The organism is Enterobacter cloacae complex sp. 394I7 (assembly GCF_057320345.1).
Map to the genome: position 1 here is coordinate 58,836 of NZ_JBXWCR010000011.1, position 25,960 is coordinate 84,795.

At 56.6% G+C, this 25,960-nt stretch carries 24 protein-coding genes; 12 read left to right on the forward strand and 12 right to left on the reverse strand.

The window, feature by feature from the left end; genetic code table 11:
• Positions 1–32: 32 nt before the first annotated feature.
• The 4 genes from AC2FAP_RS22315 to AC2FAP_RS22330 form a co-directional block, all read right to left on the reverse strand.
• Positions 33–1,298, reverse strand: coding sequence for an MFS transporter (locus tag AC2FAP_RS22315; protein ID WP_151887096.1), 1,266 nt, complete (start codon positions 1,296–1,298; stop codon positions 33–35).
• Between the two features lie 44 nt (positions 1,299–1,342).
• Positions 1,343–3,466, reverse strand: a complete 2,124-nt coding sequence (locus tag AC2FAP_RS22320; RefSeq protein WP_449541866.1) for an alpha-galactosidase — start codon at positions 3,464–3,466, stop codon at positions 1,343–1,345.
• Positions 3,467–3,570: 104 nt separating this feature from the next.
• Positions 3,571–4,566, reverse strand: a complete 996-nt coding sequence (locus AC2FAP_RS22325; RefSeq protein ID WP_183516918.1) for a substrate-binding domain-containing protein — start codon at positions 4,564–4,566, stop codon at positions 3,571–3,573.
• Between the two features lie 17 nt (positions 4,567–4,583).
• Entirely contained in the window at positions 4,584–5,132 is a 549-nt protein-coding gene (locus AC2FAP_RS22330; protein ID WP_449541867.1) for a helix-turn-helix domain-containing protein, read from the reverse strand.
• A gap of 104 nt (positions 5,133–5,236) precedes the next feature.
• Here AC2FAP_RS22330 and AC2FAP_RS22335 point away from each other — a divergent pair, with 104 nt between their 5' ends.
• The gene (locus tag AC2FAP_RS22335; RefSeq protein ID WP_449541868.1) at positions 5,237–5,896 is read left to right on the forward strand and encodes an AzlC family ABC transporter permease; all 660 of its coding nucleotides are present in this window, start codon (positions 5,237–5,239) and stop codon (positions 5,894–5,896) included.
• Entirely contained in the window at positions 5,896–6,219 is a 324-nt protein-coding gene (locus AC2FAP_RS22340) for an AzlD domain-containing protein (protein WP_032680064.1), read from the forward strand. Before AC2FAP_RS22335 ends, AC2FAP_RS22340 begins: the two co-directional genes overlap by 1 nt.
• A 40-nt stretch (positions 6,220–6,259) precedes the next feature.
• On the opposite strand, the gene AC2FAP_RS22345 is transcribed toward AC2FAP_RS22340, so the two are convergent.
• The gene (locus AC2FAP_RS22345; protein WP_020883972.1) at positions 6,260–6,472 is read right to left on the reverse strand and encodes a YdgH/BhsA/McbA family protein; all 213 of its coding nucleotides are present in this window, start codon (positions 6,470–6,472) and stop codon (positions 6,260–6,262) included.
• A gap of 114 nt (positions 6,473–6,586) precedes the next feature.
• Entirely contained in the window at positions 6,587–7,423 is an 837-nt protein-coding gene (fdhD, locus tag AC2FAP_RS22350) for a formate dehydrogenase accessory sulfurtransferase FdhD (RefSeq protein ID WP_333180092.1), read from the reverse strand.
• A gap of 383 nt (positions 7,424–7,806) precedes the next feature.
• On the opposite strand from fdhD, the gene fdnG reads away from it, so the two are divergent.
• The 5 genes from fdnG to AC2FAP_RS22375 all read left to right on the forward strand — a co-directional run bounded on the left by fdnG (position 7,807) and on the right by AC2FAP_RS22375 (position 14,510).
• Complete coding sequence (gene fdnG / locus AC2FAP_RS22355) at positions 7,807–10,857, forward strand: formate dehydrogenase-N subunit alpha (protein ID WP_088202997.1); 3,051 nt, start codon at positions 7,807–7,809, stop codon at positions 10,855–10,857.
• Positions 10,858–10,869: 12 nt separating this feature from the next.
• Positions 10,870–11,772 carry a formate dehydrogenase subunit beta gene (fdxH, locus tag AC2FAP_RS22360; protein ID WP_014172231.1) on the forward strand — a complete coding sequence of 301 codons (903 nt, stop codon included), beginning with the start codon at positions 10,870–10,872 and terminating at the stop codon, positions 11,770–11,772.
• Positions 11,769–12,404 carry a formate dehydrogenase cytochrome b556 subunit gene (fdoI, locus tag AC2FAP_RS22365; protein WP_014172232.1) on the forward strand — a complete coding sequence of 212 codons (636 nt, stop codon included), beginning with the start codon at positions 11,769–11,771 and terminating at the stop codon, positions 12,402–12,404. Before fdxH ends, fdoI begins: the two co-directional genes overlap by 4 nt.
• On the forward strand, positions 12,401–13,330 hold the full coding sequence (gene fdhE, locus AC2FAP_RS22370) for a formate dehydrogenase accessory protein FdhE (RefSeq protein WP_040018302.1): 930 nt from the start codon (positions 12,401–12,403) through the stop codon (positions 13,328–13,330). The genes fdoI and fdhE overlap by 4 nt, the downstream gene beginning before the upstream one ends.
• A 265-nt stretch (positions 13,331–13,595) precedes the next feature.
• Complete coding sequence (locus AC2FAP_RS22375; protein ID WP_047742331.1) at positions 13,596–14,510, forward strand: alpha/beta hydrolase; 915 nt, start codon at positions 13,596–13,598, stop codon at positions 14,508–14,510.
• Positions 14,511–14,538: 28 nt separating this feature from the next.
• Here AC2FAP_RS22375 and fabY read toward each other — a convergent pair whose 3' ends face one another.
• The 6 genes from fabY to AC2FAP_RS22405 all read right to left on the reverse strand — a co-directional run bounded on the left by fabY (position 14,539) and on the right by AC2FAP_RS22405 (position 19,287).
• A complete protein-coding gene (fabY, locus tag AC2FAP_RS22380) occupies positions 14,539–15,480 on the reverse strand; it encodes a fatty acid biosynthesis protein FabY (protein ID WP_020883976.1) in 942 nt (313 codons plus the stop codon).
• Positions 15,481–15,524: 44 nt separating this feature from the next.
• Positions 15,525–15,962, reverse strand: a complete 438-nt coding sequence (dtd, locus tag AC2FAP_RS22385; protein WP_020883977.1) for a D-aminoacyl-tRNA deacylase — start codon at positions 15,960–15,962, stop codon at positions 15,525–15,527.
• The gene (locus AC2FAP_RS22390; RefSeq protein WP_014172237.1) at positions 15,959–16,840 is read right to left on the reverse strand and encodes a virulence factor BrkB family protein; all 882 of its coding nucleotides are present in this window, start codon (positions 16,838–16,840) and stop codon (positions 15,959–15,961) included. The genes dtd and AC2FAP_RS22390 overlap by 4 nt, the downstream gene beginning before the upstream one ends.
• Positions 16,834–17,433: a glucose-1-phosphatase gene (gene yihX, locus AC2FAP_RS22395; protein WP_014172238.1), complete on the reverse strand. Its 600-nt coding sequence runs from the start codon at positions 17,431–17,433 to the stop codon at positions 16,834–16,836. The genes AC2FAP_RS22390 and yihX overlap by 7 nt, the downstream gene beginning before the upstream one ends.
• 122 nt (positions 17,434–17,555) lie before the next feature.
• Positions 17,556–18,356 carry a DeoR/GlpR family DNA-binding transcription regulator gene (locus AC2FAP_RS22400; RefSeq protein ID WP_032679260.1) on the reverse strand — a complete coding sequence of 267 codons (801 nt, stop codon included), beginning with the start codon at positions 18,354–18,356 and terminating at the stop codon, positions 17,556–17,558.
• Between the two features lie 34 nt (positions 18,357–18,390).
• Entirely contained in the window at positions 18,391–19,287 is an 897-nt protein-coding gene (locus tag AC2FAP_RS22405) for a sugar kinase (protein ID WP_041162915.1), read from the reverse strand.
• A 155-nt stretch (positions 19,288–19,442) separates the two neighbouring features.
• Between AC2FAP_RS22405 and yihU the strand changes: the two genes are divergently transcribed.
• From yihU to AC2FAP_RS22430, 5 genes are read left to right on the forward strand one after another with little or no spacing between them, the layout of a single operon-like run.
• The gene (gene yihU, locus AC2FAP_RS22410; RefSeq protein ID WP_068795451.1) at positions 19,443–20,333 is read left to right on the forward strand and encodes a sulfolactaldehyde 3-reductase; all 891 of its coding nucleotides are present in this window, start codon (positions 19,443–19,445) and stop codon (positions 20,331–20,333) included.
• Between the two features lie 17 nt (positions 20,334–20,350).
• Positions 20,351–21,226 (forward strand): sulfofructosephosphate aldolase, encoded by an 876-nt coding sequence (gene yihT / locus AC2FAP_RS22415; protein ID WP_214580922.1) that lies wholly within the window; start codon positions 20,351–20,353, stop codon positions 21,224–21,226.
• A gap of 14 nt (positions 21,227–21,240) precedes the next feature.
• Positions 21,241–22,482, forward strand: a complete 1,242-nt coding sequence (gene yihS / locus AC2FAP_RS22420) for a sulfoquinovose isomerase (protein ID WP_014172243.1) — start codon at positions 21,241–21,243, stop codon at positions 22,480–22,482.
• A 16-nt stretch (positions 22,483–22,498) separates the two neighbouring features.
• Positions 22,499–24,523, forward strand: a complete 2,025-nt coding sequence (locus AC2FAP_RS22425) for an alpha-glucosidase (RefSeq protein WP_449541869.1) — start codon at positions 22,499–22,501, stop codon at positions 24,521–24,523.
• A 45-nt stretch (positions 24,524–24,568) separates the two neighbouring features.
• Positions 24,569–25,951, forward strand: coding sequence for an MFS transporter (locus tag AC2FAP_RS22430; RefSeq protein WP_014172245.1), 1,383 nt, complete (start codon positions 24,569–24,571; stop codon positions 25,949–25,951).
• The last annotated feature ends 9 nt before the right edge of the window (positions 25,952–25,960 follow it).

Here is a 25,960-nt window from a genome sequence, read left to right on the forward strand (position 1 = left end):
TAACGCTGCCGCATCCGCGGCAGCGTCCTGCGTTAGTTTGCCTCCACCGCAGCGCGCCGCGCCGCAATCTCCTGCTTACTGCTCAGCGTAAAGGCCGAGATCACCGTAATTGCCAGTACAAAACAGCCCAGCATCAGGTAGGTCTCCTGGAAACCGATCCGGTCATACATATTCCCGGCGAAAGCAGAGAGGAAAATCGCCGCCGACTGTTTGGAAAACTGGAAGCCAATCAGATAGATAGTGGCCGACAGACGGGTATCGAACACGCCGGTGATGTATTTGAACGCCCCCACCAGCAGGAACGGAACCTCCAGCGCGTGCAGCATCTTCAGGGCAATGACCTCCACCGCGGTGGTGGCGAACGACGAGCCGATAATGCGCGTCGCCATAATCAGCCCGGCAATCAGCAGCGTATTCTTCGCGCCGATACGGTTGATGATCCACGGCGAGCAGAACATGATGATCGCGTTGCAAATTTCCCCCGCCGTGGTGGCAAAACCAAAGGCTCGCGTTCCCTCCTGCGGCGTTGCGAAGAAGGTTTTAAAGAAGGTGGCAAACTGCTGGTCAAAAACGTCATACACGCAGGCCACACCGATGACGTACAGAATGAACATCCACATTCTGCGCTGACGGAACAGGTTAAAGACCGTCCTGGCGGTGATCTGCGGCTGGTTGGCCCCCAGCGCATTCATCACCTGCGCAGTCTGGTTTGGCTTCGGTTTCGCAACCACCAGCAACAGCATCAGCAGCAGCGCAGCCGCTGATCCCATCCAGAAGACATACGACGGGTCGATGCCAAACAGAATACCGCCCGTTGAAGCGCACAGCCCCCAGCCGAGACAGCCGAACATGCGCGCCTTGCCGTATTCAAACACGCTGTTACGGCTCACGCGTTCGATGTAGGCCTCAATCGCGCCTGAACCTGCGGAGAAGACAAAACCGATGTACAGACCGCCGCTCAGCGCCCCCAGCCAGATACTGGTTTTCAGCAGTGGCGCAAAGACATACAGGAAGAACGGCGCGAACAGAAACAGCAGCACAGTGATAATCCACAGCAGGTGTTTTTTCAGCCCCAGCTTATCCGAAATGACCCCAAGCACGGGCTGGAAGGCGATGGCCGAAAGCGAGATACAGGAGAATACGATCCCGGTATGGGTTTTGTTCAGGCCAATGACATCCGACAGCCAGATCGGCAGAAACGGAAAGCAGGTGGCCATAATGAAGAAGTAGAGAAAGAAGAACAGCCCGAAGATCCAGAAGTTAGGGTTGTCTTTGTGGGTACAGGTTGTTGTGTTCATTATTTTTATCCTCAACGGAGGGCCAGTCTCCCGGCCCATCACCCTTACACGCGTTCAACGCCAATCAGAATGGCGGTTTCCGGGTCCAGAATCGGCAGTGCGATCCCCGCCTGCATCAGCCACTCACCGCTGGCCGTCTGGGACGTTTCCATCCACGCCGGTAGCTTGCGCATGGTGTGCCCGCCCTCACCGGTGAGTCGAATGTTGGGGTGGTCGAGCAGCGTGATGCGGTACTGCGCCTGCGCGTCGAGCCCCGGCATGCGCAGCGGCATCATGAGCGTGTAATCCGGCATGGCCAGTTGGCTGACCATAAACAACCCCTGCGTTTTGTCTTCGCTCACTATACCCTGTGCCAGCGTGCTGGCATCCGGCATATCCACGCGCCACTGGGTACCGTGATGGATGACTTCCCGCCACTGCTTGTGCAGCGCGGCGTAATGGCGATAGCCTTCACGCTCCTGAGCATCGACGGTGAGCGGATCAAGCTCCAGTCCCATGTGGCCAAACAGTGCCGTCAGGCCGCGGAAAGCAATGCTGTGCTGGCGGAAGGTGGCGTGACATTTATGATGACCGATATGCGCGCCCATCACTTCCGGCGGGAAGAAGTAGCTCATGCCACGCTGGATGGTATTGCGCTCCAGCGCGTCGTTGTTGTCAGAGGCCCAGAAGCGGTGACTGCGGGTCAGGACTTCATAATCGATTCGCCCGCCGCCCGAGGAGCAGGACTCAAATTCGATGTGCGGGAAACGCTCGCCCAGCACGTCTAACAGACGATAAAACTGCCGCGTCTGCGCATCCGCGGCGGCTTTGCCGTGGTGCCCGGGCTGTACCAGTTCGCGGTTCATATCCCACTTAACGTAGTCGATGGCATGTTCGCCCAGCAGCCAGCTCATGCGCTCGACCAGATAATCAAAAGCCTGCGGAATATTCAGATTGAGCACCAGTTGATGACGGCCCGTTGCCTGGGTGTAGCCCGGCAGCGCCAGCACCCAGTCGGGATGGGCACGATACAGATCCGAGTCCGGGTTAATCATCTCCGGCTCAATCCAGATACCAAATTCCATGCCGCGCTTTTTCACATGGTTAATCACCGGCGTCAGCCCGTCCGGGTATTTTTTCTCGTCCAGGTACCAGTCACCCAGCGCCGCGTGGTCATCGTTACGGCCTTTGAACCAGCCGTCGTCGATGATAAAACGCTCCACGCCCAGCGCCGCAGCCTCATCGGCCATGCGCATGATGTACGCCGGGTCATGGCTGAAGTAGATCCCCTCCCAGGTATTGAGATGTACCGGGCGCGGTTTGTTTTCAGGGAAGCGGATAACGTTGTCGCGCAGATACCGGTGGAACGACTGGCTCATGCCGTTCAGACCCCGTGCGGAGTAGCTCGCATACAGGCGTGGTGTCCAGAGCGTTTCCCCCTCTTCAATCGCCATTTCTCCCGGCAGGTAGAGGGCTTCGGCCTGCAGATAGCGGCGTCCGTCGGTTTTGACTTCCGCACGCAGGCGGTGGTTGCCGCTCCAGCCCAGATGCACGCCCCAGACGTCGCCGTGCATTTCGTTAAATGAGGACGTACCGGCGATCAGCGCCGGGAAGTGTTCGTGAGAGGTTCTGCCGCGGCGGTTTTCAATCACAACGCTGTCGTGTTCAAGCTTCACGCGATGCGGCTGGAACTCACGGATCCAGCGTCCGTGGAACGCCATCACGTCCTGCGCGCGTTCGGCGACCGGTAGCGTCACGGCGAAACGATCAACCTGCCACGCCTGCGCCCGCAGGTTAGTTAAACCATGACGCACCACCAGTACCCCGCTTGCATCCAGTACCAGCTCGCTGGTCAGACGTAACCCGGCATGTTCATCTTCCGCCGTTAACGTCAGGGTTTGCCCCTGGTGCTGCACATGGGTGGTTTTAAAGACAGGCGACCCGTCCAGCCCCTGGCGGTGCCCTTCAATACCGGGCGAACCAAACAGACCGTGTCCCAGCTCCGCCATCAGCGTCACCGGGGCGTCAACGTCGAGCCTGCCGTTCGCCACCGGACGAGCCAGACTTACCACATCTTGCGGTGAAAAGTGGTGAAGGTGCGGCCCCCAGTAGAGAATTTCGGCGAACGGGTGCGTGGCGATCACCAGGTCAACCGCCTTACTTTCGAGTCGAAAAATGGAATCGTGCATCAGACCTCTCCTGTCATCGGGATGATCTGAGTGTTGATCCGAAACGTTTCGGATACAAACCAAAACGTTTCGGATCTGTGATCGGCTTTGGAATTTTGCTGTGTTTAGGCCGTCTGGCCCGGGAAGAACTCTGGCTGCCAGAGCACCTGAAGCTGAGCGATATCGTCGCCGTTAATCAACTGACGCACCATGTCAGCGATCTGTTTCCCTACGCCCTGGCGGGTGGACTGAATAACCGCCGCCACTTCAACATCGACAATGCTGTCCTGCGGTAAGCCGTCGTAAACCACCAGCGAAACGGCGTTTTCACCGCAGAGAAGACCCCGCTGCGCCAGCGCCATGGCCGCGCCGTCGCCGTGAGTGTTGCAGTCGGTAATGATGGCCGTGGGGGGCTGCGGCAGGGAGAGAAGTTCATTCGTCGTGGCGTAACCCACGCGGCGCGAAGGCGGCATGGCGCGCAGCCATTCGCTGGATAACCCGGCTTCGCGTAGCGCATCCAGATAACCCTGGCGGCGCTGGGTGATGAAGGCCTGATTGTTGCTTTCACCCAGCAAGGCGATGCGGCGATGCCCCTTTTCAATCAGCCAGCGGGTGGCATTGTACGTGCCGGCATAGTTGTCGAAATCAAACCACGCATAGGGCTGCGGTAGCTGGCTGCGTCCGAGCGCGAGAAAGGGAAAACCGGCGGCCTGAAGCTGTTCCAGCCGCGGGTCATGATCCAGCGTGTGCGCCACAATCAGCGCATCCACGCGACGACTTTGCACCATACGCATATAGCTGTGCTTATCCGCCAGATCGTCATCGGCAATCAGCAGGAGATCGATTTCATGTCGCGCCAGTTCGTGGCTAATTTCGCCGACCATGTCCATAAAGACGCTGTTATTGAGCGGAACAGGATGCACCGGAAAAACCAGACCCACGGCGTCGATTTTGCCCATCTTCAGGCGACGCGCGAAGGTGTTTGGCCGGTAGCCACGGCGCTGAGCCTCCGCTTCGACGCGGGCGCGCGTCTCGCGGGAGACATCGTCATACCCGTTAAGGGCGCGGCTGACGGTGGTAACAGACAGCCCCAGTTCTTTGGCAATGGCTTTAAGCGACATGATTTTCCGTATCTGCGTTAATTTTGTTCAGCCACCAGAAGCGCGTGCGTATCCGGCTCCAGGGCCTTAAAGATATGCGGCTGGTCAGCGGGATAGCAAATGTAATCCCCCGGGCCAAGCTCTTCCGCCGCGTCGATCAGACCAACCAGCGCTCTACCCTGCGTCACAATAATATGCTCCACTGAGCCTGCCGGATGTGGCTGAGAAATGCGGTCGGCACCCGGCTGGGTGAGTAACAGGTAGATGTCACGACGCGCGCCCGGCGGGCACGCCGCCAGCAAAATGGCTTCATAGTTAGCCTGTCCGGCAACCACCTTCGTTCCTTCTCCACGGCGGATCACCTGAGTGATCGGCTGCTGCGGTTCGAGCAAACGGGCAAAAGGAATGTCCAGCGCCACACAGAGTGACCAGAGCGTCTCCAGGCTGGGATTCCCGTTGCCGGACTCCAGCTGCGACAGCGTGGATTTAGCGATCCCGGCACGGCGCGCGATTTCCGCCAGTGAAAGTCCGGTTCGCAGGCGTTCTCGCACCAGACTTTTAGCGATCACGCTGATTGGCTGCGTCATAAAAACGGCCCCTTTGTTCTATAAATCGAACGAATCGTTCGTCTTGAAAAACGGTTCTGATGCGTTCATTATAATGGAAATACGTTCGATATGGCTAAAATTGTATGAAGCATCATCTCTCCACCCTGAAAGGCGACACGATAAAAGCAATCATCCTGGTGTGTCTCGCGGTAGGCGTCGTCGGGATGTCCTATGGCTCGCTGGCAATGGCCTACGGTTTCCCGGTCTGGGTCCCGTTTTTACTCTCTATTACCGTGCTGGCGGGTGCCTCTGAATTTATGTTTATCGGCATTGTGGCAAGCGGCGGTAACCCTCTGGCGGCGGCGGCTGCCGGATTACTGGTTAATGCACGCCATGTACCGTTTGGGGTGACGGTGCGTGAACTGGTGGGTAAACGTGGCCTGAGTTTTCTGGGTTGCCACATTATGAACGACGAAAGCGTGGTGTTCGGGTTGTCGCAAAAAACGCCCGAACAGCGTAAGGCGGCTTACTGGTTATGCGGTTTAGGCGTGGCGATCGTCTGGCCGCTGGGTACATTGCTGGGCACCATGGTCGGCAAACTGTTGCCGAACCTTGAAACCATCGGGCTGGATGCGGTATTCCCGGCGATTTTACTGGCGTTAGTGGTGCCGGCTTTTAAAAATCGCACCACCCTGATCCGCGCCTGCAGCGGTGCTGCATTGTCACTGGCCGCCGTGCCGTTTGCCCCGGTGGGTTTACCGGTTCTGCTCTCTTTACTGGGTCTTGCTGCGAGGAAAAAATAATGGGGAATATGACGGTCTTTATTCTCGGTATCGCCGTGCTTTCCGTGGGAACCTATTTAATGCGTCTCGGTGGGGCAAAACTCGGCAACCGACTGGCGCTGTCAGACCGCTCTCAGGCTCTGCTTTCAGATGCGGCAACGGTTTTGCTGTTTTCCGTCGCGCTGGCGACCACCTTCTATGAAGGTGAGCATTTTGCCGGTATGGCGCGCGTACTGGGCGTGGCGTTTGCAGTGTTTCTGGCATGGCGAAAAATGCCGTTAATTGTGGTGATCGTGGCGGCAGCGGTCGTGACTGCATTGCTGCGTCTGGCGGGTATCCAATAAAAAAAGCGCCCCTGGGGCGCTCTTTCGACGGTGTGGCAGCTTATTTGTTCAGTTCAGCGGTCATGTGTACGCGGTTACCCGTAAACGCCTGGGTAATTTTGTAAGATGACGCGCCCGCTTCCTGAGCCTGTGCAGCAATTTTGGCTTCTGCGCCATCAATGGTAGTGGCGGTTGCGGTCACAGTCTGTGCAGCGAAAGAACCGAAAGATGTAGCCAGAGCGATTACTGCGACAAAAGTTTTGATGCTTTTCATGATATAAACCCTTTCAATTAGTTGTTTGTTTAAGGCACCGTGCCTTGATGAGATAAATAGTAGACCTCATCATGAACAACTAAAAGCGGAAGGATTTGCTATTCTTTTTCAAATTTACTGATTAACTATTAAGCGCTGCGGATGGGTATAAATCGTCGCCCTTCCCGGCTTACAGAACCCCACCAGCGTCAGATTACAGCGCTCCGCCACTTCCACCGCCAGCGTGGTCGCGGCCGATACGGCAAAAAGGATTTCAACGCCGCACATCGCCGATTTTTGCACCATCTCGTAGCTGGCGCGGCTGGAGACCAGTGCCGCCCCCTGCTGCCAGAGGCCGCTTTCACGCGCCCGGCGGCCCATCAGTTTATCCAGCGCCACATGGCGGCCGACATCCTCATGCCCCCCGGCAATATCGCCCGATGGCAGAACCCATGCCGCCGCATGCGTGCATCCGCTCAGCTGGCCGACAGGTTGCACGTCATTCAGATGTTCAAGGGCATGGTCGAGATGGGCCAGATTGAAGGTCTGGGTAAACGGTAGAGGTGCGACAGGCTTACCGATATCATTGAGCTGCTCTACCCCGCAAACCCCGCATCCGGTACGCCCGGCCAGCGCGCGTCGCCGCTCTTTGAGCCCCATAAAACGGCGGCTTGAGAGTTCGATTTGCACTTCAAGGCCGTTGCAGACCTTCACCACATCCATGCCGTAAATTTCTTGCGGGTGCTCAATGATGCCTTCCGAGAGGGAAAAACCAATCGCGAACAGCTCCAGATCTTTCGGCGAGGCCATCATCACCACATGGGAAATACCGTTGTAAACCAGAGCAACGGGCACTTCCTCCGCCAGAAAATCAGGCGTGGTGTGGGTAATGTGGGGCGGTCTGTGTACCGACAGTTCCACGATACCGGCAGGCAGTGGCGACGAGTGGGTAACACGGTTTTGTTTAGACACAGCGGTATTCCTGAACAACCACGGAGGTGAGCCTGCTATTGCATCACAAACCGCAGGCCATACGCATAGTATGGATCAACTTTTCAGCACCCATCCTCATCAAGTTTACCTACTCATTTGGGAGAGGCGCAACCGAGGCGGTGATACAGCCCTTTAACATGCCGGGGCAATAATGTGACTCGTGTCACACTTTATAATCAACACAGTGATAATACGTTCACTTTGTATTAACGCCATTGGAACAGGCGTACCGACATTGTGGTATTCTGATGATATCCCTCGTAGAACTGAGGGATTAACGCAAATTTTTCTCCTTTGCGGTCACCGTTCAACCGCGAAGTCAAAACTACATATGTAAGCAATGTCGAAACAAGGAGTGACCCATGCAGGTCAGCAGAAGGCAGTTCTTTAAGATCTGCGCTGGCGGTATGGCAGGCACCACGGCGGCGGCACTGGGTTTTGCACCCGGTGTAGCGCTGGCGGAGACGCGGCAATATAAACTGCTGCGCACCCGTGAAACCCGTAATACCTGTACGTACTGCTCTGTCGGTTGCGGGCTGTTGATGTATAGCCTCGGCGACGGTGCTAAAAACGCCAAAGCGTCTATCTTCCATATCGAAGGTGACCCGGACCATCCGGTCAACCGCGGCGCGCTGTGCCCGAAAGGTGCCGGCCTGGTTGACTTTATCCACTCCGAAAGCCGCCTCAAATTCCCTGAATATCGTGCGCCAGGTTCCGATAAATGGCAGCAAATCAGCTGGGAAGACGCATTTGACCGTATCGCTAAACTGATTAAAGAAGACCGCGATGCCAACTTTATTGCGAAGAACGCTGAAGGCGTCACCGTCAACCGCTGGCTTTCCACCGGGATGCTGTGTGCCTCTGCTTCCAGTAACGAAACCGGCTATTTAACCCAGAAATTTACGCGTGCACTCGGTATGCTCGCGGTCGACAACCAGGCGCGTGTCTGACACGGACCAACGGTAGCAAGTCTTGCTCCAACATTTGGTCGCGGTGCGATGACCAACCACTGGGTCGACATCAAGAACGCCAACCTTATCGTGGTGATGGGCGGTAACGCCGCTGAAGCGCACCCTGTCGGGTTCCGCTGGGCGATGGAAGCCAAAATCCACAACGGTGCGAAACTGATTGTGATCGATCCCCGCTTTACGCGTACTGCGTCAGTGGCGGATTTCTACACCCCTATTCGTTCAGGTACTGACATCACTTTCCTGTCAGGCGTATTGCTGTACCTGATGACCAACGAAAAATATAACCGCGAATACACCGAAGCCTATACCAACGCCAGCCTGATCGTGCGTGAGGATTACCACTTCGAAGATGGACTGTTCAGCGGTTATGACGCCGAAAAACGCAAATACGACAAGACCAGCTGGAACTATGAGCTGGACGAGAAAGGCTTTGCGAAGCGTGATACGACGCTGCAGCATCCGCGCTGCGTGTGGAACCTGCTGAAAGAGCACGTTTCCCGCTACACGCCGGACGTTGTCGAAAACATCTGTGGTACGCCGAAGGAAGACTTCCTGAAGGTGTGCGAGCTTATCGCCGAAACCAGCGCGAAAGACAAAACGGCGTCGTTCCTCTACGCACTCGGCTGGACCCAACACTCTGTCGGCGCGCAGAACATCCGTACCATGGCGATGGTTCAGCTGCTGCTCGGCAACATGGGGATGGCAGGCGGCGGCGTGAACGCCCTGCGTGGTCACTCCAACATTCAGGGTCTGACCGACCTTGGTCTGCTGTCTCAAAGCCTGCCAGGTTACATGAACCTGCCAAGCGAAAAACAGACCGACCTGCAAACCTACCTCACAGCCAGTACGCCTAAACCGCTGCTCGAAGGTCAGGTGAACTACTGGGGCAACTATCCGAAGTTCTTCGTCTCGATGATGAAAGCCTTCTTCGGTGACAAAGCGACAGCGGAAAACAGCTGGGGCTTTGACTGGCTGCCGAAGTGGGACAAAGGTTACGACGTTCTGCAGTACTTCGAGATGATGCATCAGGGCAAGGTGAATGGCTATCTGTGCCAGGGCTTTAACCCGGTCGCCTCATTCCCGAACAAGAACAAGGTGGTTGAATCGCTGTCGAAACTGAAGTTCCTGGTGACGATTGACCCACTCAACACCGAGACGTCGACCTTCTGGCAGAACCACGGTGAGTCGAATGACGTTGACCCATCGAAGATTCAGACTGAAGTGTTCCGTCTGCCTTCTACCTGCTTCGCGGAAGAGAACGGTTCCATCGTGAACTCTGGCCGCTGGCTGCAGTGGCACTGGAAAGGTGCGGACGCCCCGGGCATCGCCATGAACGACGGCGAGATCCTGGCCGGTATCTTCTTACGCCTGCGTAAGATGTATGCGGCAGAAGGCGGTGCGAACCCGGAACCGGTGCTGAACATGACCTGGAACTACTCGACGCCGGAAAACCCAGCGCCGGAAGAAGTGGCGATGGAGAGCAACGGTAAAGCGCTGGCAGATGTTATCGACCCGGCCACCGGAACGGTGCTGGCGAAGAAAGGCGATCAGCTCAGTACCTTCGCGCACCTGCGTGATGACGGCACGACCGCCAGTGGCTGCTGGATCTTTGCCGGTAGCTGGACGCCGAAAGGTAACCAGATGGCCAACCGCGATAATGCTGACCCGTCAGGACTCGGCAATACGCTGGGCTGGGCCTGGGCATGGCCGCTGAACCGCCGCATTCTCTACAACCGTGCTTCCGCTGACCCGCAGGGTAATCCGTGGGATCCGAAGCGTCAGTTGCTGAAATGGGACGGCGCGAAATGGGGCGGTGTGGATATTCCGGACTACAGTACTGCCCCTCCAGGTAGCGATGTCGGGCCGTTTATCATGCAGCCTGAAGGGATGGGACGCCTGTTTGCTATCGATAAGATGGCGGAGGGGCCATTCCCGGAACACTACGAGCCGTTTGAGACGCCGCTGGGCACCAACCCGCTGCACCCGAACGTGGTCTCTAACCCGGCAGCCCGCATCTTTAAGGGCGATTTCGACGCGCTGGGTAAAAAAGACAAGTTCCCGTATGTGGGCACCACTTACCGTCTGACCGAACACTTCCACTACTGGACCAAGCACGCGCTGCTTAACGCTATCGCGCAGCCGGAACAGTTTGTGGAGATCGGCGAGAAGCTGGCGAACAAGCTCGGCATTGCCCATGGCGATACCGTGAAGGTCTCTTCTAACCGTGGCTACATCAAGGCCAAGGCGGTGGTGACCAAGCGTATTCGCACGCTGAACGTTCACGGTCAGCAGGTGGATACCATCGGTATTCCGATTCACTGGGGTTATGAGGGCGTGGCGAAGAAAGGGTTCATTGCGAACACCCTGACGCCGTTCGTCGGTGATGCGAACACGCAGACGCCGGAGTTTAAGGCCTTCCTCGTGAACGTGGAAAAGGTGTAACGGAGACGACTTATGGCTTATCAATCTCAAGACATTATCCGTCGTTCCGCGACTAACGGTTTCACGCCCGCGCCTCAGGCGCGGGACCACCAGCAGGAAGTGGCGAAGCTTATCGACGTGACCACCTGTATCGGCTGTAAAGCCTGCCAGGTGGCCTGTTCTGAGTGGAACGACCTCCGTGATGAAGTGGGTCACAACGTCGGGGTGTACGACAACCCGGCTGACCTGACCGCCAAGTCCTGGACGGTGATGCGTTTCTCGGAAGTGGAACAGAACGACAAACTGGAATGGCTTATCCGCAAAGATGGCTGTATGCACTGTGCGGATCCGGGCTGCCTGAAGGCATGTCCGTCAGAAGGGGCTATCATTCAGTATGCTAACGGTATCGTCGACTTCCAGTCCGAGCAGTGCATTGGCTGCGGCTACTGCATAGCGGGCTGCCCGTTCGATGTCCCTCGCATGAACCCGGAAGACAACCGCGTCTACAAATGCACGCTGTGCGTAGACCGCGTAAACGTCGGCCAGGAGCCTGCGTGCGTGAAAACCTGTCCGACGGGCGCTATCCACTTTGGTTCCAAAGAGGATATGAAAACGCTGGCGGCTGAACGCGTGGGCGAACTGAAAACCCGTGGCTACGACAACGCAGGCCTGTACGATCCGGCCGGCGTGGGCGGCACGCACGTGATGTATGTGCTGCACCACGCAGACAAGCCGAATCTGTATCACGGCCTGCCGGAGAACCCGGAAATCAGCGCGACCGTGAAGTTCTGGAAAGGCATCTGGAAACCGCTGGCAGCGGTGGGTTTTGCTGCCACCTTCGCAGCGAGCATCTTCCACTATGTCGGTGTCGGTCCGAACCGCGCGGAAGAGGAAGACGACAACCTGCATGAAGAGAAAGACGAGGTGCGCAAATGAAAAAACGTGACACCATCGTGCGCTATACCGCGCCGGAACGCATCAACCACTGGGTCACCGCCTTCTGCTTCATGCTGGCGGCGATAAGCGGGCTGGGGTTCTTCTTCCCCTCCTTCAACTGGCTGATGCAGATCATGGGGACACCACAGCTGGCGCGTATACTGCACCCGTTTGTTGGCGTCATCATGTTCGCGTCGTTCATCATCATGTTTTTCCGATACTGGCACCATAACCTAATCAATCGGGATGATATCTTTTGGGCGAAGAATATTCGTAAGATCGTCGTCAACGAGGAAGTGGGTGATACCGGGCGTTATAACTTCGGCCAGAAGTGCGTATTCTGGGCGGCGATTATCTTCCTGGTCCTGTTGCTGGTGAGCGGCGTGATCATCTGGCGTCCGTATTTTGCGCCTGCTTTCTCAATCCCGGTGATCCGATTCGCGCTGATGCTGCATTCATTTGCCGCAGTGGCGTTAATTGTGGTTATCATGGTGCATATTTACGCCGCCCTTTGGGTGAAAGGCACCATTACCGCGATGGTGGAAGGCTGGGTAACCAGTACGTGGGCGAAGAAACATCACCCGCGCTGGTACCGAGAGGTCCGCCAGAAACAGGAAAAGTCATCTGAATGAGTATTCGCATAATCCCGCAAGATGAGCTGGGTTCGAGCGAGAAACGCACGGCGGAATATATTCCGCCGTTGTTATTCCCCAGACTCAAGAACCTCTATAACCGCCGCGCAGAGCGTCTGCGCGAGCTGGCAGAGAACAACCCACTGGGCGATTTTCTGCGTTTTGCCGCGCTGGTTGCCCATGCGCAGGAAGTGGTGCTGTACGACCACCCGCTGCAAATTGACCTGACCGCGCGCATCAAAGAGGCCAGCGAGCAGGGTAAGCCTCCGCTGGATATCCACGTTCTGCCGCGCGATAAGCACTGGCATACGCTGCTGCACTCCCTGATTGCCGAGCTGAAACCCGAGATGAGCGGTACCGCGCTGGCGGTCATTGAGAATCTGGAAAAAGCCTCCGATCAGGAGCTGGAAGAGATGGCGAGCGCGCTGTTTGCGTCCGATTTCTCCCTGGTCAGCAGCGATAAAGCGCCGTTCATCTGGGCGGCGTTGTCGCTTTACTGGGCGCAAATGGCCAGCCTGATCCCGGGTAAAGCCCGCGCCGAATACGGCGAAGCGCGTCAATTCTGCCCGGTATGCGGCTCAATGCCGGTGTCCAGCATGGTGCAGATCGGTACCACTCAGGGGTTGCGTTATCTGCACTGCAACCTGTGTGAAACCGAGTGGCACGTGGTGCGTATTAAATGCAGCAACTGCGAGCAGACGCGCGATCTCAACTACTGGTCGCTGGAAAATGAAGACGCGGCGGTCAAAGCTGAAAGCTGCGGCGACTGCGGTACCTACCTGAAGATCCTTTATCAGGAAAAAGACCCGAAAGTCGAAGCCGTCGCCGACGATCTCGCCTCGCTGATTCTGGACGCCAAAATGGAGCAAGAGGGCTTTGCTCGCAGCTCTATTAACCCGTTCCTGTTCCCGGGTGAAGGGGAGTAATCCCCACTCACAGTGCCGGGCAACGTTGGTTTGCCCGGCCTGTATCTGGTTGACTGAAACATCCTCGCCTTCCTCTCGCATATCTTCCAGCATCACTGTGCAGGCAAACTACACGTGCATTATTCAGGACTAAAGCCAAATTTAATATCCATGTTTACTTTTGCGAGCCGCTTTCCAGAATCGTTTTCAGCCTCATTTTCCCTGTTTCACTCGACAACAAACTGAGTTATAACACTGTATATTCATACAGATTAAAGGGACCCACATGGCACTCGAAAAAGGGATTGATACGCTGGTTCAGGCGTTCATCGCAGCAGGACGCCCTTCTGCGCGTAGCCAAAGTATTGATGACCGGAGAGCAGGCTATATTGCCAGCACGGCGCTTGCCGGTGAGACAGAAACGCGCGTTGACGTAGAAACGCTGAACCTCGAAGGCATCACATATCGCGTCTTCTCTCCGCCAGATGCTGGTGAAAAGCTGCCGACCGTTATCTACTACCACGGGGGATGCTTTATCAGCGGCGGCTTCGATACTCACGATAATCAACTGCGCCAGTTAGCGTTTTATGGCAACTGCCGCGTCATTGCGATCCAGTACAGACTTGCTCCTGAACATACCTACCCTGCCGCTCATGATGATGCAGAAAGAGGCGCACATCTGATCTGGCAATACGCGGATATGTTTGGCGTGGATAAAAACCGTATCACCCTGTGCGGGGACAGCGCGGGAGGTCATCTGGCACTGGTGACTGCCCTGCGGCTCACGTCTTCCGGACTCTGGCAGCCGGCGCAGCTCATTCTTATCTACCCAATGCTGGATGCCACGGCCTCTTTTGAAAGTTATACCCGTAACGGCGCGGATTACGTCATCACCCGCGATACGCTGCTGAGCGGATATGAGCTCTATCTGGCCAACACGGAACGCCAGCATCCTGAAGCGAGCCCGCTCTGGCGAAAGGATTTTAGCGGCCTGCCTCCCGTGCACATCATTACTGCCGAGTTTGATCCGCTTTGCGACGAAGGTGAAGCGCTATATCAGCGCCTGACTGAGCAAGGCGTCACGTGTACGGCTCAGCGGTGGCTGGGGGTTATCCATGGATTTTTCCAGCTTGGCGGGGTCAGCCCGTCTGCGCGCGATCTTCTGAGGGATATTGCCAGACGGATCGGCGCGGGGAATTAGCCCGGCAATCATGCCGGGACGCCGGAGCCTACTCTTCTTCGTTTCCACCCTCTTCAAACGCGCCAAACGGCTTCGCAGGAAGAACGATGTAGGTACCTTCAAAGACGGCACCCGGCGTTTCATCGCCGAACAGCTCAACGCGCATCTGTACGCGCGCTTTACGCCCGCGCGCCAGGCGGTCGAGATCGCCACCAAGTGCGCCAAGATCGGCAACGGCGCTCGGCTTACCACTGATCGGCGCGCTGTAACGAATATGGGCATCGGCCAGAATAATGGTGCCGCCAAGATGGCGTTCGCGGAGCATCAGCCAGATAAGCCCCCAGCCGGTCAGCGTGGCGAGCGAAAACAGGCTGCCGGCAAACAGGGTGTGATGGGGGTTCTGATTGCCGATTTCCGGCATGGTGGTAATGAATTTTTGCCCGGTGTACTGCTGAATACGCACGCCCATTTTTTCACTCAGGGGGATGTGCTGATACCAGGCCTGCTGGAGCTGTCCACACCAGTCGGCGCGATGGAGAATATCATCCAGCGTAGCGATGGGTTTGATCATCAAAAAGTGACGAATCGGCGTGGTTTGCGGGGCGGTGATTTCACCCTGGTTAACAAAACCGAGTTTGGCGAAGAATTCGACGGCGTCTTCGCGGGCGCTACAGGTGACGCGTTTAACCCCTTCCTGACGGGCGACGGACTCAAGGGTCATCGCCATCAAGGTGCCGAGGCCTTTATCCTGCACGGAAGGATGAACCGCCATAAAGCGGATTGAAGCTTCGTTATCGGCATTGATGTACAAACGCCCGACGGCGACGAGGTTACCCTCTTCGTCCATCACCATCTGGTGATGAGCCATCGCATCCCAGGCGTCGCGCTCAGACCCTTTTGGCTGATGTAATGGCTTGCGTAACATTTCCCAGCGGAACTGGTAATAGGCTTCTAACTCTTCTTCCGTTTGCGGTACTCGAAGGTGATACATAGCTGTACTCTCTCTTGTTACCCGCGGCCACGCCGCCAGTTGGCTCATACCTGGAGCCAGAATGTGACGGGGCCATCGTTCACCAGCGATACCTGCATATCTGCAGCGAATCGTCCGGTTTGCGTATTCATGTCCTGTTGACGACAACGCGCCACAAAGTACTCGTAAAGGGCTTCTGCACGATCCGGTGCGGCACCTTTAGAGAAACCCGGGCGCATGCCGCGCTCGGTATCGGCCGCCAGCGTAAACTGGGAGACCACCAGCACGCTGCCACCCGCCTGCTGAACGTTCAGGTTCATCTTACCTTCCGCATCGCTGAAAATGCGGTAGCCCAGCACGCGCTCGCACAAGCGGTTGGCTTTCTGTTCGTCATCATCCTTTTCGACACCTAACAACACTAAAAGTCCTGGGCCAATTTCACCCGTCACCTCTCCCTCCACGGTGACGCTGGCACGGGTTACGCGCTGTATCAATGCAATCATGGTTGGTCTGCTTCTTGTTGTTTTTCAGCTTCTGCTGCTTTTTTAAGTTCGCGGTATACGCCGAGAGTGACAGTTATTTCGGCACCAAGCAAGACGATACACCAGGTCCAGTAGACCCAGACAAATAAAATGGGGATCACCGCCAGCACGCCGTAAATCAGCTGATAAGACGGGAACATGGTGATGTAAAGGGCAAACCCTTTTTTGCCCAGTTCAAAGAGCAATGCCGCGACCAGCGCGCCCACGACCGCATCGCGGTTAGGCACGCGCGTGGTCGGTACCACGCTGTAAAGCAGCCAGAAAGAGAGCCACGATAAAATCAGCGGGAAGATACGCAACAGGTTATCGATAACGCCGTTGAGATCGCTGGCCCAGCGCAGCGAAAGCAGATACGAACTGATAGCCAGACTCGCTCCGGCCAGCAAGGGCCCCAGCGTTAAGATCATCCAGTACACCGCAAAGGAATAAACCTTGGGCCGCGCCTTTTTACTCCGCCAGATGGCATTCAGCGCGTTATCTATGGCGTACATCAATAACAGCGCCGTGACGATCAGGCCACACGCCCCGACCGCCGTCATTTTGCTGGAGTTAGCGACAAACTGTTCAATGTAGTTCTGTATGACGTCCCCGGTGGCGGGAATAAAATTCGCAAAGACAAAGTGGCGAAGCTGCAGGCTGACATCTGCAAACATTGGAAAAGCGGAAAATAGCGCAAAAATGACGGCCACCAGCGGCACAAGCGAGAGCAGTGACACGTAGGCGAGGTTACCCGCCAGCGTGGTCATGTTGTCCTCATCAATGCGATGCCAGAGCAGTTTCAGCCACGCCCTGAGCGGACGAGTATGATGCGTGGCTTTTTGATGAACGGTTTTTAGCATAACTGCTTCGCAAAATAGTTTGGTATCGTCTCCTTTCCGGTCACCAGAATTGACGTGATACCCAACTGGTTAGCTCCCTCTATATTATCGGCATTGTCGTCGAAAAAGACCGCATCGGCCGCGGTGAATCCTTCCGCCTGCAGAACCGCCTGATAGATACGCGCTTCGGGTTTACGCATCCCCATCTCCTGGGAGAGGTAGATTTTATCGGCCGCCGCCTGCACCTCAGGATACTCGTCAGGCCAGAACGTGGTATGCAGACGGTTAGTATTCGACAGCACCACAACCCGATGCCCCTGCTCGCGGAGTTTATGCATAATGGCGATCACGTCCGGGCGGATCGCGACGAATACTGCCTGCCAGCCATGGGAAAACTGCTCGTAACTTAACGGCACATCCATTTCATGACACAGACGTTCAGCAAATTCTTCATCGCTAATTTCGCCGCGCTCGTGCTGATGGAAGGTCTCGCCCATGGCGAAACTCTGCTTTAACGTCGCCAGCGGGACACGGCTAAAGTCGCTCCATGCGCCCAGCACCCGATTAAAATCGATATCGACGATTACATTTCCTAAGTCAAAGATATAAAGCATTTTTTATCTCCTGCTCGCCGTGGAAAAGTAACTGTAGCGGGAAAGATAAGGTTTGGCTATGCGCCAGATTCAGCTTACAGAAATGAAAGGCCCGAGCCTGAATATCGGGCCATTAAGAAGGGTTAGCCTGCCTGCTGTTCGTCGCCTGAATTCACCTCAACGACTTCTACCTTGCTGGATTTGAGATGATTGTGCAGCGCAGATCCCGGTAGCTCATCGGTGAAGAGCGCGGTTGCCTGCGACACGTTACCAATTTCAACGGCAGCAGAGGCGTGGTATTTCGTATGATCGGCCGCCAGTAAAATATGTCGCGCGTGGGCCATCATGGTTTTCACCACGCTGGCTTCATTAACGTCAAACTCCATCATCGCGCCGTCGTGTTCAATTGCTCCGACGCTGGTCACCAGGTAATCGGCACGGAAGCCTGACACGAACGCCGTCGCTGCAGGCCCGATAATGCCTCCGTTATGCGGACGCAGCGTACCGCCAGGCACCATCACTTCAAAGCGCGGGTTCTTATACAGAATATGCGCCACCCGCAGGCTGTTGGTGATGATGCGCAGATGATTATGGTTGAGCAGTGCCCGGGCAACGTGTTCCACCGTCGTCCCGATAGTAATGAAGATGGTTGAACCATCGGGAATGTAGTCGGCAATCGCTTCGGCAATGGCCCGCTTCTCTTCGGTCAAGGAGACTTCACGTTGCTCAAACGCGGTGTTCACCACGCTGGATGCCCTGCCCGCGCCGCCATGATGACGCGTGATCAGCCCCTGCTCACTCAGCTTGCGGATATCCCGGCGCACGGTTTGCGTTGAGACGTCCAGCAGTTGCGCCAGTTCATCAATGTTCATATAGCCGCGGTCAGCAATCAACGTAAGCAGTTGATCGTGCCGCGGGTTGCCGGTCAGTTCGGTAAGGCTCATGGGCTGTCCTCTGAAAACCATCACGCCCCGCATTTTATACAAAAAGTGACAAAAAAGAGCGGGTTTGATCACAGTCAGGTATACCCGCCCGTCCGCCGGGCCGGGTACATTTCAGTGCCGCAACCGCGCTCGCGAAACGTACCGCGTCTGGTGACGCCCCCTGCTGCGCCAGACTCACCGCCAGCGCGCCGTGAAAGACATCCCCTGCACCTGTGGTATCCACCACGTCGACCGCAAATCCCGGCTGATGACACAGCGCGCCCTGCTCCAGCCAGTAACACCCTTCACGCCCTTGCGTGACGTAGACATGTCCATTTGTGAGCGTTTGTGCTTTTCTCAGCGCGCTTTCCGTGTCGTCCAGCTGGCTTAAACGCCGCAAACCCGGCGCGGAGAAGGCCGCGTGATCGCTTAAGGCGACCAGCTCAGCAATGTCCTGCGGGGTGACATCGGCATCAAGCAGCGTGCTGACGCCCTGCTGGCGGGCAAGGGTGAACGCCTGTTTAGCCCCTTCGTGCCAGCGCACGTCGGCTAATACGATATCCCATTGCGAAAAGTCGATATCCTGCAGCCATGCCGCCGTAGCCGGGAGATCGGGGCTGGGGTAGTTAGCAATGACACGCTCCCCGTGACCATCCACCAGCACGGCCGATTGCGATGAACGGGCTCCTTTCACCATCCGCGTATAGCGCGTGTTTACCCCCAGGGACTCCAGCTCCGCGAGCAGTCTTCTGCCGGTATCGTCATCACCCACCCGGCCAATAAAGTCCACCTCAGCCCCCAGTTTCGCTGCCGCCACCGCCGCAGTCGCCGCAGGACCGCCGCCCACCTCCGTATAGTCTTTTGCGACATATTTGCCACCTTCTTTCGGTAAATCATCGAGATACCAGATGCGATCCAGCACGGTAATGCCGACACAAACGATGCGAGTCATGGTGATTCCTTCTGCGTTTTCTGATGCTCTCATTTTAATTTCACGAAATGTTTAAAAAGTGACCCCTGTCAATTTTTTGACTATAAATTACAAATACGATCAAAAACAGACAACACAAACGCTCAATAATTGACACGATGTGACAGGAGAGAAGCATGTCAGCAATTGCCTTTATCGGGTTAGGACAGATGGGTGCGCCTATGGCAACGAATCTGCTTAAACAGGGCCACCAGCTTCACGTTTTTGATGTAAACCCGCAGGCGATACAGGCTCTGGTGGCGCGTGGAGCCCGGGCTGCAGCCACGCCTGCACAGGCAGTAAAGGAGGCCGAATTTGTCATCACCATGCTGCCAAACGGAGACCTGGTTCGCACAGTATTGTTTGGTGAGCAGGGCGTCTGCGAAGGGTTATCCCGCGAAGCGCTGGTCATTGATATGTCCACCATTCACCCGCTACAGACCGATGCCCTGATCCACGACATGGCTGAACGTGGTTTCAGCATGATGGATGTGCCTGTCGGACGCACATCGGACCATGCCGTCGCCGGAACATTACTCCTTCTGGCTGGCGGCACCGCGCAGCAGGTTGAACGAGCCACGCCGGTGTTGATGGCGATGGGCAATGAACTGATAAACGCAGGTGGGCCAGGCATGGGCATCCGCGTGAAGCTTATTAACAACTACATGAGCATTGCCCTGAACGCGCTGTCCGCTGAAGCCGCCGTGCTGTGTGAAGCCCTCGGCCTCTCTTTCGATGTGGCGCTCAGCGTTATGAGCGGTACGCCAGCAGGCAAAGGCCACTTCACCACCTCATGGCCTAACAAGGTACTCAAAGGCGATCTTACACCGGCCTTTATGATCGACCTCGCGCATAAAGATCTGGGGATCGCGCTGGACGTGGCAAACCAGCTCCACGTCCCGATGCCGCTGGGCGCCGCCTCCCGTGAAGTCTACAACCAGGCGCGGGCCGCCGGACGCGGGCGCGAAGACTGGACAGCCATTCTTGAACAGGTTCGCGCATCCGCCGGGCTGAAAAAAACACACTGATACGAAAGGACTGAGGAATGACGATGTACACCTTGAAAGATATCACCCGACCTTCCGGCGGTTTTGCAATGCTGGCCGTCGACCAGCGCGAAGCGATGCGCCTGATGTTTGCTGCGGCGGGCGCTCCGGTGCCGGTCACCGATCGGCATCTCACCGACTTTAAGGTCAACGCGGCCAAAATTCTGTCGCCGTATGCCTCCGCCATTCTTGTCGATCAGCAGTTTTGCTACCAGCAGATCGTTGAGCAACAGGCCGTTGCCAAAAGCTGCGCGATGATTGTGGCAGCAGACGAATTTATTCCGGGGAACGGGATCCCCGTTGACAGCGTCGTCATCGATAAAAACGTTGATGCCCAGGCGGTCAGGCGCGATGGCGGTAAAGCGCTGAAGCTACTGGTGCTGTGGCGTAGCGACGAAGATCCGCAGCAGCGTCTGGAGATGGTGAAGGCGTTCAATCAGCTGTGCCATAACAATGGACTGCTCAGCATTATTGAGCCGGTAGTCCGCCCGCCGCGTCGCGGCGCGACGTTTAATCGTGAACAGGCCATTATCGACGCGGCAAAAGAGCTGGGAGACAGCGGAGCTGACCTTTACAAAGTGGAGATGCCCCTGTTCGGCAAAGGCTCTCAGCAGGAATTGCTGACTGCCTCGCAAAAACTGAACGAGAACATCGCCATGCCGTGGGTGATCCTCTCATCCGGCGTGGACGATAAGTTGTTCCCAAGGGCGGTGCGTGTTGCGATGCAGGCGGGTGCATCCGGCTTTTTAGCCGGCCGCGCCGTCTGGTCATCAGTGATTGGCCTGCCGGACACGGAACTGATGCTCCGTGATATTTCTGTGCCGAAACTGCAGCGTTTGGGTGAGATCGTCGACGAAATGATGGCTCGCCGTTAAGAAAGGACCCGAACATGAAATGGTTTAACACCCTGAGCCATAACCGCTGGCTTGAACAAGAGACTGACCGCATTCTCGATTTCGGTAAAAACGCCGCCGTGCCGACCGGCTTTGGCTGGCTGGGCAATAACGGTCAGGTGCGCAGCGATATGGGCACGCATCTGTGGATCACCGCCCGTATGCTGCACGTTTATGCCGTGGCGGCAAACATGGGGCGTCCCGGCGCATATGCCCTGGTGGAGCATGGCATCAACGCCCTGAATGGCCCGCTGCGTGACCCGCAATATGGCGGCTGGTACGCCTGTATTAACGATGAAGGCGTTATGGATGCCTCCAAGCAGGGCTATCAGCACTTCTTTGTTTTGCTGGGCGCGGCCAGCGCCGTCACCACCGGCCATCCGCAGGCTCGCAAGTTACTGGACGATGCCATCGAGGTGATTGAGCGTTATTTCTGGAGCGAACAGGAGCAGATGTGCCTGGAATCCTGGGATGAGGCCTTCAGCAAAACCGAAGAGTACCGTGGCGGCAACGCCAATATGCACGCTGTCGAAGCCTTCCTGATTGTGTATGACGTGACGCATGACCGTAAATGGCTCGACCGCGCCCTGCGCATTGCCTCGGTGATCATTCACGACGTGGCACGCAAGGGCGAGTACCGGGTTAATGAGCATTTCGATACGCAATGGAACCCCATCCGCGATTACAACATTGATAACCCCGCTCACCGTTTTCGCGCCTACGGCGGTACGCCAGGCCACTGGATCGAGTGGGGCCGCCTGATGCTGCACCTGCGCGCTGCGCTGGAAGCGCGTTTTGAAACACCCCCCGCATGGCTGCTGGAAGATGCAAAAGGCTTATTCCACGCCACAATCCGCGACGCCTGGGCACCCGATGGTGCCGACGGTTTTGTCTATTCCGTTGGCTGGGATGGTAAGCCCATCGTTCGCGAGCGCGTGCGCTGGCCGATTGTCGAAGCGATGGGAACGGCCTATGCGCTCTATACCGTCACCGGCGAGGCGCAGTACGAAGCCTGGTATCAGAAATGGTGGGATTACTGCATCAAATACCTGATCGACTACGAGAACGGTTCATGGTGGCAGGAGCTGGATATCCATAACGAAGTGACCACCAAAGTCTGGGACGGCAAGCAGGATATTTATCATCTGCTGCATTGCCTGGTGATCCCTCGCTTACCGCTGGCGCCAGGGTTAGCCCCAGCCGTTGCCGCCGGACTACTGGATAGCCAGGCCAAATAATAAAAACGGAGATCTTATGCGTACCCTACACAATATTATTCTTAAAAGCAGTGAACATGGTTTCACCCTGAGCTGGCAGGATCGTCTGATTCTGTCCCACACCGCCGACACCCCTTGCCTGTGGATCGGCGCAGGTGAAGCCGATATCGAGATGTTTCGCGGCAACTTCAGCATCAAAGACAAACTCAACGAAAAAATTGCCCTGACCGAGGCCACCGTCGCGCCGCAAAATGCGGGCTGGGCGATTCGCTTTACCCGGGGTGACGCCGTCAGCGCCACGCTACTCGTGGGTGTGGATGCCGAAGGACGCCTGGAGCTGAAACTCAAAAATGATGCCACCTGCCATAACCGCATCTGGCTGCGGCTGGCAGCCCAGCCCGAGGATCATATCTATGGTTGCGGAGAGCAGTTCTCCTACTTCGACCTGCGCGGCAAGCCGTTCCCGTTGTGGACCAGCGAGCAGGGCGTGGGCCGTAATAAGCAGACCTACGTCACCTGGCAGGCAGACTGCAAAGAGAACGCGGGCGGCGATTACTACTGGACCTTCTTCCCGCAACCCACCTTTGTGAGTACCCAGAAGTACTACTGCCACGTGGATAACAGCTGTTATATGAATTTCGACTTCAGCGCGCCGGCGTTCCATGAGCTGGCCTTCTGGGAAGATAACGCCACGCTGCGCTTCGAATGTGCCCAAACGTATGTCGATCTGCTGGAAAAACTGACCGGGTTACTGGGCCGCCAGCCCGAACTGCCGGACTGGGTTTACGACGGGGTAACGCTGGGCGTTCAGGGCGGCACCGACGTGTGTCAGCAAAAGCTCGACATCATGCGCAACGGCGGTGTGAAGGTGAACGGTATCTGGGCGCAGGACTGGTCCGGCATCCGGATGACCTCCTTTGGCAAACGCGTGATGTGGAACTGGAAGTGGAACAGCGAGCTGTATCCGCAGCTGGATACACGTATCCCGCAGTGGAAGCAGGAGGGCGTGCAGTTCCTCTCCTATATCAACCCTTACGTGGCCAGCGACAGAGACCTCTGTGAAGAGGCGGCGAAACGCGGCTATCTGACCAAAAACGCCGACGGTCAGGACTATCACGTCGAGTTCGGCGAGTTCTATGCGGGCGTTATCGACCTGACGAATCCGGAAGCCTACGACTGGTACAAAGAGGTCATCAAAAAGAACCTGATAGCGCTGGGCTGTGGCGGCTGGATGGCTGATTTTGGTGAATATTTGCCGACTGATACCTTCCTGCACAACGGCGTGAGCGCGGAAATCATGCATAACGCCTGGCCTGCGCTATGGGCGAAATGTAACTACGAGGCGCTGGAAGAGACCGGCAAGCTCGGCGAGATCCTGTTCTTTATGCGCGCGGGTTATACCGGCAGCCAGAAACACTCGGTGATGATGTGGGCCGGCGATCAGAACGTCGACTGGAGCCTGGACGACGGTCTGGCGTCAGTGGTTCCTGCGGCACTCTCACTGGCAATGACCGGGCACGGGCTGCATCACAGCGACATCGGCGGTTATACCACGCTGTTTGAGATGAAACGCAGCAAAGAGCTGCTGCTGCGCTGGTGCGACTTCAGCGCCTTCACACCGATGATGCGTACCCACGAGGGCAACCGCCCTGGCGATAACTGGCAGTTTGATGGCGACGGCGAAACCATCGCCCACTTTGCGCGTATGACGACCGTCTTCACTACCCTGAAGCCCTACATCAAAGCCGCCGTTGCGCAGAATGCGAAAAGCGGCCTGCCGGTGATGCGCCCACTGTTCCTGCATTACGAAAACGATGCGCGCAGCTACACGCTGAAATACCAGTATCTGTTTGGCCGCGATCTGCTGGTGGCACCGGTCCATGAAGAAGGCCATCGTGACTGGACGCTCTATTTGCCTGAGGACACCTGGGTGAATGCCTGGACGGGTGAAACGCATGAGGGCGGTGACATCACCGTTGACGCTCCGCTCGGCAAACCGCCGGTGTTTTATCGCCAGCAAAGCGAATGGGCAGACCTGTTTAGCACCTTACGTCATATCTGATAAGGCTCGCCCGCAGGGAAACCTGCGGGCAGATGGAGAACAATAATGCGTCAACACGCTTCCGATCCGGCAACGCTACGCCTGCCGTTTAAAGAGAAACTCGCCTACGGGATGGGCGATCTCGGCTCTAACATCCTTCTGGATATCGGCACGTTGTATCTGCTGAAGTTCTACACCGACGTTCTTGGCCTGCCTGGTACCTACGGCGGGATCATCTTCCTGATTGCCAAGTTCTTCACCGCCTTCACCGATATGGGCACGGGTATCATGCTCGATTCCCGACGCAAGATCGGTCCTAAGGGCAAATTCCGCCCGTTCGTGCTGTATGCGGCGTTCCCGGTGACGTTACTGGCCATCGCAAACTTTGTCGGCACGCCGTTTGAAATCACCGGCAAAACAGTGATGGCGACCGTGCTGTTCATGCTTTACGGCCTGTTCTTCAGCATGATGAACTGCTCCTACGGTGCGATGGTGCCGGCCATTACCAAAAACCCGGACGAGCGCGCTTCGCTGGCCGCCTGGCGTCAGGGTGGCGCCACGCTTGGCCTGCTGCTCTGTACCGTCGGGTTTGTGCCGGTAATGAACCTGATTGAAGGCAATGACCAGCTTGGGTATATCTTTGCCGCGACCCTCTTCTCGCTGTTCGGACTGTTCTTCATGTGGTGGTGCTATAAAGGCGTGACCGAGCGTTACGTTGAGATGCAGCCCGCCAATCCAGCCCAGAAGCCCGGCCTGCTGCAGTCGTTTCGCGCCATCGCCGGTAACCGACCGTTGTTTATTCTCTGCATCGCCAACCTGTGCACGCTGGGGGCCTTTAACGTCAAGCTCGCCATTCAGGTTTATTACACGCAGTACGTGCTGAACGACCCTATTCTGTTGTCCTACATGGGCTTTTTCAGCATGGGCTGCATTTTTATCGGCGTCTTTATGATGCCCGGCGCGGTGCGTCGCTTCGGCAAGAAAAAGGTCTATATCAGCGGGCTGCTGATTTGGGTGGCAGGCGACCTGCTCAACTACTTCTTTGGCGGTGGTTCGGTGAGCTTTGTGGCGTTCTCCTGTCTGGCCTTCTTCGGCTCAGCCTTCGTGAACAGCCTCAACTGGGCGCTGGTGTCCGATACCGTGGAGTACGGCGAGTGGCGTACCGGCGTGCGATCCGAAGGGACGGTCTATACCGGCTTTACCTTCTTCCGGAAGGTCTCACAGGCGCTGGCCGGCTTCTTCCCCGGCATCATGCTCACGCAAATCGGCTATGTGCCAAACGTGGTGCAATCCGCCGGAACGGTTGAAGGGCTGCGGCAGCTGATATTTATCTACCCCAGTCTGCTGGCCATCATCACCATCGTGGCGATGGGCTGTTTCTACAACCTCAACGAGAAGATGTATGTGCGCATCGTGGAAGAAATTGAACTGCGCAAACGTACAGCATAACTGACTTGA